A 10,262-nucleotide genomic window follows, 5' to 3' on the forward strand; every position below is an offset into this window, starting at 1 on the left:
CCCGCCGTCGATGCAGAGGAGATCGGGATTGGTCGCCCTCAGTGTCATCCTCTTCCCCCCGCTGCTGATCGCGTTCCTGCTGGTCATGGAGCGGGTGGAGGAACCCCTGCGCCGCCCGGCGTCCCCGCGCGAGGTGAGCGAGTTCCTCGACACGGCGACCCCCGGTGAGGTCGACACGCTCGCGACCTCGGGAATCCGGCGGGCCCTGTTCCGCTGGCGGCGCCGCCGCCACCGCGGCCGGCCCTCGCAGAACCCGCCGCTCGTCTGAGCAGCTCCCCGGCGCGGACGACGGGGCCGCGAGGCCCCCGATCTCGCTCGGAGGGGGGACCGTGGGGCCACCGAACGGGTGACGGACTGCACAGCCGCCTAGACTCTCCGTCGGGCGTGGGCATCCCCGCACCCGCAGACAGTGCGAGAGGACGTGCAGTGGACGAGGTGCTGGCCCAGTCGGGGCTCTTCCAGGGGCTCTCCGATGACGCGGTGGACCCCGTCATCAGCCGTCTGGAGACGATCACCCTCCCCCGGGGCCGGGTCGTCTTCAACGAGGGCGAGCCGGGCGACAGCCTCTACATCGTCCTGACCGGCAAGATCAAGCTGTCCCGCCGCTCGCCCGACGGCCGGGAGAACGTACTGGCGGTCATGGGCCCGTCCGACCAGTTCGGCGAGCTGTCGGTCTTCGACCCGGGCCCGCGCACGGCGACGGCCACCGCCGTCACCGACGTCAAGCTGGCGCGGATGCCGCAGTCGGTCCTGCTGCCCTGGATCGAGGCGCACCCGGAGATCGGCGAGCAGCTGCTGCGCGTGCTGGCCCGCCGCCTGCGCCGCACCAACGACTCGGTCGCCGACCTCATCTTCACCGACGTCCCGGGCCGCGTCGCCAAGGCGCTGCTGCAGATGGCCGACCGGTTCGGCAGCCGCGACACCGACGGGCTGCGGGTCAAGCACGACCTCACGCAGGAGGAGCTGGCCCAGCTGGTGGGCGCCTCCCGCGAGACCGTCAACAAGGCGCTCGCCGACTTCGTGCACCGCGGCTGGATCCAGCTGCAGGGCAAGTCGGTCGTCGTCCTCGACGAGGAGCGCCTGCGGCGCCGCGCCCGCTGACACCCGACCGCTGGCGGCGAGAGGCCCAGGACCACCCCGGTCCTGGGCCTCTCGCATGCACCGCTGCCGGCTCACCGCGGGAGCGCAGGACGGGTTGGCTAAGGTACGCCTTACCTAACTCGTTCGCTCGCTCGCTGGAGGGTCCATGCCCGCACCCCGCACCGCAGGCCGACGGCGCAGCCGCCTCGCCGCCCGCGCCCTGACCGTCGCCGTCCTGCTCCCGCTGACCGCCTGCGGGGGGACCGAGGAGACCGCCGCCACCGGAGGGGGCGGCGGCGACGCAGCCGGGAGCGCCTTCCCGGTCACCCTCGAGCACGCCTTCGGCTCGACCGAGGTGCAGGCCGAGCCCGAGCGGGTGGTCACCTGGGGCTGGGGCAGCACCGACGCCGCGATCGCCCTGGGGGTCGTGCCGGTCGCCATCCCGACGCAGTCCTACGGGGGCGACGAGGAGGGCGTCCTGCCCTGGGTGCGCGAGCGGCTGGAGCAGGACGGCGCCGAGCTGCCCGAGCTGCTCCCCGACCAGACCGAGGCGCCGGTCGAGGCGATCGCGGCGGCCGACCCCGACCTCATCCTCGCCCCGTACTCCGGCCTCACCGAGAGCGAGTACGAGCTGCTCTCCCAGATCGCCCCGACCGTCGCCTACCCCGACGAGCCGTGGGCGACGCCGTGGCGGGAGACCATCGAGATCGTGGGCGAGGCGCTGGGCCGTGACGAGCAGGCCGCGGACCTCCTCGCCGACATCGACGAGCAGGTCGCCGAGCAGGCGGCCGCACACCCGGAGCTCACCGGGCTGACCGTGGCCGCGGTGTGGCCCGCGCCGGACTCCTTCTCCGTCTACAAGCCGGCCGACGCGCGGGTGGACTTCCTGCTCGACCTCGGCATGGAGAGCGCCCCGAGCGTCGCCGCGCTCGGCGACGGCGAGGGCGAGACCTTCTACTACACGCTCAGCCCGGAGCGGCTCGGCGAGCTGAGCAGCGACGTGCTGGTGGCCTACGCCGACACCGAGGCCGCCATGGAGGAGTTCCTCTCCGGCCCGCAGGGCCAGCTCATGGAGCAGGTCCGCACCGGCGCGGTCGCCCAGGTCGTCGGCCAGCAGCTCATCGCCGCGGTCTCCCCGCCGACGGCCCTGTCCCTGACCTGGGGCCTGGACGAGTACGTGGCCGAGCTCTCCGCGGCGGCACAGGCCGCCGGCGGCGCCTGACCGGCCACGCCGAGGTCCTGACCGGCGCCCCCTCCCGCCTGCGGGAGGGGGCGCTCGTCACGAGGGGAGCGGGACGGCCAGCCGGATGCGGGTGCCGTCGGGCAGCACCGCCCAGCGACCGTCCGGCGTCTCCTCGAACCGCGGGCTGATCGGGTGCATCGGCTGCGGGGGCGAGCCGGCCAGCGCGGCCGCGACGTCGGGGAACCCCGCCAGCTGGCCCAGCGTGTGGGACGTCGGCGGCAGCATCGGCCGCGTGCCGGCCGCCAGCTCGGCCAGCGCGTCGGCCGGGCGCAGCCACGCCGCCTCGTCGGCCTCCCCGGACACGTCCCGCGCCTCCTGGCCCACCGGCAGCGCGGCGGCGAAGAACTTGGTGTCGTAGCGGCGGGGCTCCACCGGCGGGGTGATCCAGTGCGCGAACGGGCGCAGCAGGTCCGACCGGAGCACCAGCCCGCGGTCGGCGAGCAGCTCGGCGAGCGACAGCTCCCGGCTGAGCAGCCCCTGCCGCTGCCGTTCCCAGTCGTCGCCCGACACGTCCGGCACCACGCCGCCGTCGGGCAGCCCGGCCAGCAGGACGCCGGCCTCCTCGAAGGTCTCCCGCACCGCCGCGCAGACCAGCTCGCGCGCCATGCGCTCGTCGCAACCGAAGGCGGTGGCCCACTGCGCCGGGGCGGGGCCGGCCCAGCCGGTCTCCGTGTCGCCGTCGCGGGGGTCCACCCCTCCGCCGGGGTAGGCCGTCATGCCGCCGGCGAAGGGCATGCCCCGGGTGCGGCGCAGGAGGTAGACCTCCAGCCCGGGTTCCCCGTCGCGCAGCAGCAGGACGGTCGCCGCCTGCCGGGGGGTCGCGGTCACGGTCGCCCCGCGGGGTCGTGGCCCCGGCGCGGGCGCCGGAGGTCTCCCGACGGGATCACGGGGACACGCTCAGCGTGACGAAGGGATGGCACCTGGCCGCGGTGCGATCCGGGGGATCGCGATGTCATCGCAGCTCGACGGTGAGCTCGACCTCCACGGGGGCGCCCAGCGGCAGCTCGGCCACGCCCACGGCGCTGCGGGCGTGCTGCCCGGCCTCGCCGAAGATCCGGCCCATCAGCTCGCTGGCGCCGTTGACGACGCGCGGCTGCCCGGTGAAGCCCTCGACGCTGGCCACGTACCCGACCACCCGGACGATGCGGGCCACCGAGTCCAGGCCCACCAGGTCGTCGACGGCGGCCAGCGCGTTGAGCGCGCAGACCTTGGCGTCGGCCGCGGCCGCCTCGACGTCGACCGACCCGCCGACCTTGCCGGTGCGGCGCAGCCCGCCGTCGACGAACGGCAGCTGGCCGGAGGTGAACACCAGCGACCCGGCCCGGACGGCCGGGACGTAGGCGGCGACGGGTGCGGCCACCGGCGGCAGCCGGATGCCCAGCTCGGCGAGCCGGGCGTGCCAGCCCTGCGCGGGCGCGGTCACACCGGCCGCTTGAGGTAGGCGACCAGCTGCTCCGCCCCACCGGGGCCGGGGAGCACGGTCACCAGCTCCCAGCCGTCGACGCCCCAGGAGTCGAGGATCGCCTTGGTGTTGTGGACGAGCAGCGGGATCGTCGCGTACTCCCACTTCTGGCGGGCGGTTTCGCTCATGGCCCCGACGCTAGCGCAGCCCCTCCGGCGAGGGGCTGGACCGGCCCTCCTCGCAGGGTCCCGCCGTGGGCTTGCGAACGGCGGGGGGCAGGAGGGTCCTTCTAGGCTGGGGCGGTGCCCCCCGAACTGACGCCCGCGCGCCTGCACGTGGTCACCGGCAAGGGGGGCACGGGCAAGACCACCGTCGCCGCCGCCCTCGCCCTGGCGCTCGCCGCCGACGGGCGGTCGGTGCTGCTCGTGGAGACCGAGGGGCGGCAGGGCATCGCCCAGCTGTTCGACACCCCGCCGCTGCCCTACGAGGAGCGCCGGGTCGCCGTCGCGCGCGGCGGGGGCGAGGTGAAGGCGCTGGCGATCGACGTCGAGGAGGCGCTCCTCGACTACCTCGACATGTTCTACAACCTGCGGCGGGCGGGCCGGGCGCTGCGCAAGATGGGCGCCGTCGACTTCGCCACCGCCATCGCCCCGGGGCTCCGCGACGTGCTGATCACCGGGAAGATCAAGGAGGCGGTCACCCGCCGGCAGGACGGTCGGCAGGTCTACGACGCCGTCGTCGTCGACGCGCCGCCCACCGGGCGGATCACCCGCTTCCTCGGCGTCACCGGGGAGATGTCGCAGCTGGCCCGGTCCGGCCCGATCAAGACGCAGAGCGACGGCGTCATGGCCGTGCTGCGCTCCCCGCAGACGGCGGTGCACCTGGTCACGCTCCTGGAGGACATGCCCGTGCAGGAGACCGCCGACGCCATCGCCGAGCTGCAGGCCGCCGGGCTGCCGCTCGGCTCGGTGGTCGTGAACATGGCCGCCGAGCCGGTGCTGCCGCCCGACGCCCTGGACCGCGCGGTCGCCGGCGAGCTGACCGGCGCCGACCTCGCCCCCGCGCTGGGCGCCGTCCACCTGCCCGGCGCCGAGCAGCTGGCCGACGCGCTGGTGGCCGAGGTGGTGGAGCACGCCCGCCGCTGGGCCGCGCAGGACGCGCTGCGCGCCCGGGTCGAGGAGCTGGGCCGCCCGACCGTCGAGATCCCGCTGCTGCCGGGACCGATGGACCTCGGCTGCCTGTTCGAGCTCGCCGGGCGGCTCGAGGAGCACCTGCCCGCGGCGGTGGCCCGCTGATGGCCGCGGACACCGCCACCACCCGCACCACCGCCGGCGCCCGCACGCCCCGCCAGGCGCCGGCCATGGAGCTCGCGGAGCTGATCGCCGACCGGCAGACCCGCATCGTCGTCTGCTGCGGCGCCGGCGGCGTGGGCAAGACGACGACGTCGGCCGCCCTCGGGCTCGCCGCCGCGGAGGCCGGGCGCACCGTCGTCGTCCTGACCATCGACCCCGCCCGCCGGCTGGCCCAGTCCCTCGGGCTCACCGAGCTGGACAACGAGCCGCGGAAGGTCGACGTCCCCGGGGCACCGGGCGAGCTGCACGCGATGATGCTGGACATGAAGCGGACGTTCGACGAGATCGTCACCGCTCACTCCACGCCCGAGCGGGCGCAGCAGATCCTCGACAACCCCTTCTACCAGGCGCTCTCCTCCTCCTTCGCCGGCACGCAGGAGTACATGGCGATGGAGAAGCTCGGGCAGCTGCGCGCCAGCGACCAGTGGGACCTGATCATCGTGGACACCCCGCCGTCCCGGTCGGCGCTGGACTTCCTGGACGCCCCCAACCGGATGGGCCGCTTCCTCGACGGCACGATGATCCGGCTGCTCATGGCGCCCAGCCGGGCCGGGTTCAAGTTCGCCAGCGCCGGCTTTCTCCTGTTCAGCCGGATCGTCTCGAAGATCCTCGGCGGGCAGCTGCTGCGCGACATCTCCGCGTTCGTCTCGGCCCTCGACACCATGTTCGGCGGGTTCCGCGAGCGGGCGACGGCGACGTTCGAGCTGCTGCGCCGACCGGGCACGTGGTTCGTCGTCGTCGCCGCGCCCGAGCCCGACGCGCTGCGCGAGGCCTCCTACTTCGTCGACCGGCTCTCCGCCGAGGGGATGCCGCTGGCCGGGCTGGTCGTCAACCGCACCCACCCCCCGGCCACCACCGCCCTGTCCGCCACCCGCGCGGAGGGGGCCGCGGAGGAGGTGGCCGAGAGCGGGGACGACGGCGCCGCGCTCGCGGCCGCGGCCCTGCGGGTGCACGCGGAGCGGATGCAGCTGGCCACCCGCGAGCAGCACCTGGCCGACCGCTTCACCAGCGCGCACCCCGACGTCGCCCTGCGGACGGTGCCGGCCGCCGCCGGGGACGTGCACGACCTCGAGGGGCTGCGGGCGATGGCCGCCGCCCTGACCGGGCCGGACCACGACACGCCGACCGGCACGCCGCGGACGCGCGTCCTCCCCGCGCGCCGCGGCTGACCAGCGCTCTCACCCGTCCGGGCGACGTACCCTGACCGCGATGTCGGAGAACGCGCGCGCCACCACCCGTCTGCTCGCCAAGCTCGCCGCGACGATCGTCGTCGCGGGCGCGCTGCTGGCCGGCCTCATGCTGCCCTGGGTCGGTGGGCCGGGGCTCGCGGCACGCAACTCCGTGTCGCTGCTCGACGCCCTGCCGGTCGAGCTCACCGACAAGACGCCGGCCGGCGTCACCCGTGTGCTGGCCTCGGACGGTTCGCTGATCACGAACTTCTACGAGCACAACCGCACCCCGGTGACCTCCGACCAGATCGCCGACGTCATGAAGCAGGCCCTCGTCGACATCGAGGACTCCCGCTTCTACGACCACAACGGCCTCGACGTGCAGGGCACCATGCGCGCGCTGGTGCGCAACGTGGCCGCCGGCTCGGTGCAGGAGGGTGGCTCGACGCTCACCCAGCAGCTGGTGAAGCAGACCCTGCTGCAGACGGCCGCGACGCCCGAGGAGCGGGAGGCCGCCGACGCCGAGACCGTCGGCCGCAAGCTGCGGGAGGCGCGGCTGGCGCTCGCCCTGGAGGACACCTACTCCAAGGACGAGATCCTCACCCGCTACCTGAACATCGTGTACTTCGGGCAGGGCGCCTACGGCATCCAGGCCGCGGCCCAGCGGTACTTCAGCGTGAACGCCGCCGACCTCACCCTGCCGCAGGCCGCGATGCTGGCCGGGCTGGTGCAGAGCCCGTTCTACGACGAGCCGATCAACAACCCGGAGAACGCCCAGATCCGGCGCAACCAGGTGCTCCAGCGCATGCACGACCTGGGCCACATCACCGAGCAGCAGCTCGCCGAGATCACCCCGACGCCGGTGGAGGTCACCCCCGGGCAGGCCCCGCCCAACGGCTGCATCGACGCCTCGATCGGCGGGTTCTTCTGCGACTTCACCCGGCAGTACCTGATCCAGGAGCTGGGCCTGACCAAGGCGCAGCTGGACAAGGGCGGCCTCACGATCACCACGACGCTGCGCCCGGACATGCAGCGCGCCGGCGACCAGGCCGTCCTCGACACCGTCGCCATGGGCGCGGGGACCGTGGCGGTCTACGACGCCGTCCAGCCCGGCACCGGGCAGGTGCTCGCGATGAGCGTCAACCGGCGCTTCGGCTGCGACGACCCCGAGTGCGAGTCGGTGAACTTCGCGACCATCCCCACCAAGGGATCGGGGTCGACGTTCAAGACCTTCGTCGCCGCCGCGGCGCTGGAGCAGGGCCTGCCCGCCAGCCACACGATCACCACGAACGAGCCGTACCGGTCGCGGGTCTACGAGAGCTACGACCCCGAGACCCAGCGCATCGAGCCCTACGAGGTCGGCAACGTGGGCAGCAGCTACCCGCGCACGCTGACCATGACGCAGGCGCTGTACATGTCCTCCAACACCTACTTCCTGGCCCTGGAGGACGCGCTGGGCCGCATCGAGCCGGCCGTGCGCATGGCCGAGCGGCTGGGCATGACCTTCGACTACTCGGTCACCCAGACGCCGGCGCAGCAGATCATCGACGAGAACCGCCCGTCCTTCGCCTTCGGCACCGACGGCGTGAGCCCGCTCGACCTGGCCAACGCCTACGCGACCATCGCCGCCCGCGGGGTCAGGTGCACGCCCACCCCGGTGCTGTCGATCACCACCCCGAACGGCGAGCCGCTGCTGGCCGAGGACGGCCAGCCGGTGGTCCGGGAGAACGACTGCGAGCAGGTCATCGAGCCCGGCATCGCGGACACCCTCAACCAGATGATGATCAAGGACACCGCGCCGGGGAACCCGCTGCAGACCGGTGCCCGCGCCTACATCCCCGGGCACCAGATCGCCGGCAAGACCGGCACGGTGAACGAGCGCGACTCGGTGGCCTTCGTCGGCTCGACCCCGCAGTACACCGCCAGCGTCATGCTTTTCCGCCCGCGGGACACGAACGACGTGGGCAGCTACGGCGGTGGGCTGCCGGCCGGGATCTGGCGCCAGGCGATGGCACCCGTCCTCACCGCCCAGGAGCCGGTCGCCTTCCCGCCCGCCGACCCGCGCTACGCCGGTCGCGGCGTCGACGCCGCGCCGCAGGGCCCGACCCGGCCCGCCGACAACGCGTCCAGCCGCTCGGCGAACCGCCCGGGCCCCACGACCCGGAGCACCACGCCGCCGCCGGAGCCCGAGCCGCCGGCACAGCCGGAGGCGCCGTCGGAGGAACCCACGACCGAGGAGCCGGCGACCGAACCCGGGACGGAGCCCCAGGTGCCGCCGCCGTCCGACGCCCCGACGACGGACGCCGAGGGCGCCCCGGCGAACTGAGCCCATGACGACGAGGGGCCGGACCACCAGGTCCGGCCCCTCGTGTGCTCTCCGGTGTCAGCCGAGCTGGCGGCGCACCTCGGCGGCGACCCGGGAGCCCTCCGCCCGGCCGGCCACGACGCCGTTCGCGGCCCCCATGACCTTGCCCATGTCCTTCATGCCGGAGGCGCCGGTGCGGGTGATGACGTCGGCGACGATCGCGGTCAGGTCGGCGTCGTCGAGCTGGGCGGGCAGGTAGCCGGCCAGGACCTCGCCCTCCGCCTGCTCCCGGGCGGCCTGCTCGGCGCGGCCGGCCGAGCCGAACGCCTCGGCGGCCTCGCGCCGCTTCTTCGCCTCCCGGCGGACGACGGCCTGCACCTCGTCGTCGGTGAGCTCGCGCGACTCCTTGCCCGACACCTCCTCGGCGCTGACGGCGGCGAGCACCATGCGCAGCGTGGCGGTGCGCAGCTCGTCGCGGGCCTTCATCGCGGTGGTCAGGTCGGTGCGCAGCTGTTCCTTGAGGTCGGACACGGAGCAAGCCTTGCACGACGCCGCACCCGGGGGCGCCCGTAGGCTTTCGCGGGTGCGCTGGTACACCGCCCTCCCCTCCGCCGCCGTCGCCTCCGGCACGGCCGTCACCGCCTACGCGAGCCTCTACGAGCGCACCCGCTGGACGCTGCGCCGCTTCGAGGTCCCGGTGCTGGCCCCGGGTTCGGCGCCGCTGCGCGTCCTGCAGCTGTCCGACCTGCACATGACGGCGGGGCAGCGCGGCAAGCAGGAGTGGGTCGCGGGCCTGGCGGAGCTCGAGCCCGACCTGGTGGTCAACACCGGTGACAACCTGGCCGGCTTCGACGCCGTACCGCCCACGCTCCGCGCGCTGGACCCGCTCCTCGACCTCCCCGGGGCCTTCGTGCTGGCCAGCAACGACTACTACGCCCCGCGGCCGAAGAACCCGCTCAAGTACTTCAAGCGGGACCACAAGCGGGTGCACGGCGACGAGCTGCCGTGGCGGGACCTGCGCGACGGCATGCGCGACCGCGGCTGGCTGGACCTCACCAACGACCGCGGCGAGCTGAACGTGGGCGGCCGCCGCATCGCGTTCGCCGGCGTGGACGACTCGCACCTGAAGCTGGACCGGTACGACCTCGTCGCCGGCCCGGCCGACCCGGGTGCCGACGTGCGCATCGGGCTGGCGCACTCCCCCGAGCCGCGGGTGCTCGACCGGTTCGCCGCCGACGGCTACGACCTGCTGCTCTGCGGGCACACGCACGGCGGCCAGCTGCGGGTGCCCTTCTACGGCGCGCTGGTGACCAACTGCGGCATCGACCGGGCCCGGGTGCGCTGGCTGCACCGCTGGGCGGAGCCGACGCCGGCGCACCCGGCGGGCACCTGGCTGCACGTCTCGGCCGGTCTGGGCACCAGCCCGTACGCCCCGGTGCGGTTCGCCTGCCCACCCGAGGCGACGCTGCTGACCCTCACCGCACGCCCGTCCTGACCCGCCGCGGGGGCCCGCGCGGGCGGGCGTTAGACTCGTCGACGCACCTCGGGGTGTGGCGCAGCTTGGTAGCGCGCGTCGTTCGGGACGACGAGGCCGCAGGTTCAAATCCTGTCACCCCGACCCTCAGCTCAGGGGCCGCCGCGAGGCGGCCCCTGAGTCGTTCCCGGGCCGCTGCGAGGATGGACGCGTGACCGCCGAGCAGACCGCATCCCC

The 10,262-nt window shown here is 74.5% G+C and carries 11 protein-coding genes and 1 tRNA gene; 8 read left to right on the forward strand and 4 right to left on the reverse strand.

Features of this window, described 5'->3' with window-relative positions; all coding sequences use genetic code 11:
- The 3 genes from E9549_RS21255 to E9549_RS21265 all read left to right on the forward strand — a co-directional run.
- On the forward strand, nucleotides 1–268 hold a 268-nt coding region (locus E9549_RS21255), incomplete at its 5' end, for a hypothetical protein (protein WP_236828583.1).
- A 158-nt stretch (nucleotides 269–426) separates the two neighbouring features.
- On the forward strand, nucleotides 427–1,101 hold the full coding sequence (locus E9549_RS21260; protein WP_236828584.1) for a Crp/Fnr family transcriptional regulator: 675 nt from the start codon (nucleotides 427–429) through the stop codon (nucleotides 1,099–1,101).
- Nucleotides 1,102–1,246: 145 nt separating this feature from the next.
- Nucleotides 1,247–2,302: an iron-siderophore ABC transporter substrate-binding protein gene (locus tag E9549_RS21265; protein WP_236828585.1), complete on the forward strand. Its 1,056-nt coding sequence runs from the start codon at nucleotides 1,247–1,249 to the stop codon at nucleotides 2,300–2,302.
- A gap of 57 nt (nucleotides 2,303–2,359) precedes the next feature.
- On the opposite strand, the gene E9549_RS21270 is transcribed toward E9549_RS21265, so the two are convergent.
- The 3 genes from E9549_RS21270 to E9549_RS21280 all read right to left on the reverse strand — a co-directional run bounded on the left by E9549_RS21270 (nucleotide 2,360) and on the right by E9549_RS21280 (nucleotide 3,913).
- Complete coding sequence (locus E9549_RS21270; protein WP_236828586.1) at nucleotides 2,360–3,151, reverse strand: NUDIX domain-containing protein; 792 nt, start codon at nucleotides 3,149–3,151, stop codon at nucleotides 2,360–2,362.
- A 124-nt stretch (nucleotides 3,152–3,275) separates the two neighbouring features.
- A complete protein-coding gene (locus E9549_RS21275) occupies nucleotides 3,276–3,746 on the reverse strand; it encodes a RidA family protein (protein ID WP_236828587.1) in 471 nt (156 codons plus the stop codon).
- Complete coding sequence (locus E9549_RS21280) at nucleotides 3,743–3,913, reverse strand: DUF4177 domain-containing protein (RefSeq protein WP_236828588.1); 171 nt, start codon at nucleotides 3,911–3,913, stop codon at nucleotides 3,743–3,745. Before E9549_RS21280 ends, E9549_RS21275 begins: the two co-directional genes overlap by 4 nt.
- 114 nt (nucleotides 3,914–4,027) lie before the next feature.
- Between E9549_RS21280 and E9549_RS21285 the strand changes: the two genes are divergently transcribed.
- From E9549_RS21285 to E9549_RS21295, 3 genes are read left to right on the forward strand one after another with little or no spacing between them, the layout of a single operon-like run.
- Nucleotides 4,028–5,020, forward strand: a complete 993-nt coding sequence (locus tag E9549_RS21285; RefSeq protein ID WP_236828589.1) for an ArsA-related P-loop ATPase — start codon at nucleotides 4,028–4,030, stop codon at nucleotides 5,018–5,020.
- Entirely contained in the window at nucleotides 5,020–6,246 is a 1,227-nt protein-coding gene (locus tag E9549_RS21290) for an ArsA family ATPase (protein WP_236828590.1), read from the forward strand. The genes E9549_RS21285 and E9549_RS21290 overlap by 1 nt, the downstream gene beginning before the upstream one ends.
- A gap of 40 nt (nucleotides 6,247–6,286) precedes the next feature.
- Nucleotides 6,287–8,572 (forward strand): transglycosylase domain-containing protein, encoded by a 2,286-nt coding sequence (locus tag E9549_RS21295; protein WP_236828591.1) that lies wholly within the window; start codon nucleotides 6,287–6,289, stop codon nucleotides 8,570–8,572.
- 57 nt (nucleotides 8,573–8,629) lie between these two features.
- Here E9549_RS21295 and E9549_RS21300 read toward each other — a convergent pair whose 3' ends face one another.
- A complete protein-coding gene (locus tag E9549_RS21300; RefSeq protein WP_236828592.1) occupies nucleotides 8,630–9,082 on the reverse strand; it encodes a GatB/YqeY domain-containing protein in 453 nt (150 codons plus the stop codon).
- A gap of 52 nt (nucleotides 9,083–9,134) precedes the next feature.
- Between E9549_RS21300 and E9549_RS21305 the strand changes: the two genes are divergently transcribed.
- Together E9549_RS21305 and E9549_RS21310 are read left to right on the forward strand one after the other, a co-directional pair.
- The gene (locus E9549_RS21305; RefSeq protein ID WP_236828593.1) at nucleotides 9,135–10,046 is read left to right on the forward strand and encodes a metallophosphoesterase; all 912 of its coding nucleotides are present in this window, start codon (nucleotides 9,135–9,137) and stop codon (nucleotides 10,044–10,046) included.
- 49 nt (nucleotides 10,047–10,095) lie between these two features.
- A tRNA-Pro gene (locus E9549_RS21310) sits at nucleotides 10,096–10,169 on the forward strand.
- The last annotated feature ends 93 nt before the right edge of the window (nucleotides 10,170–10,262 follow it).

The sequence above is a fragment of the Blastococcus sp. MG754426 genome (genome assembly GCF_021699055.1).
Lineage (GTDB): Bacteria > Actinomycetota > Actinomycetes > Mycobacteriales > Geodermatophilaceae > Blastococcus.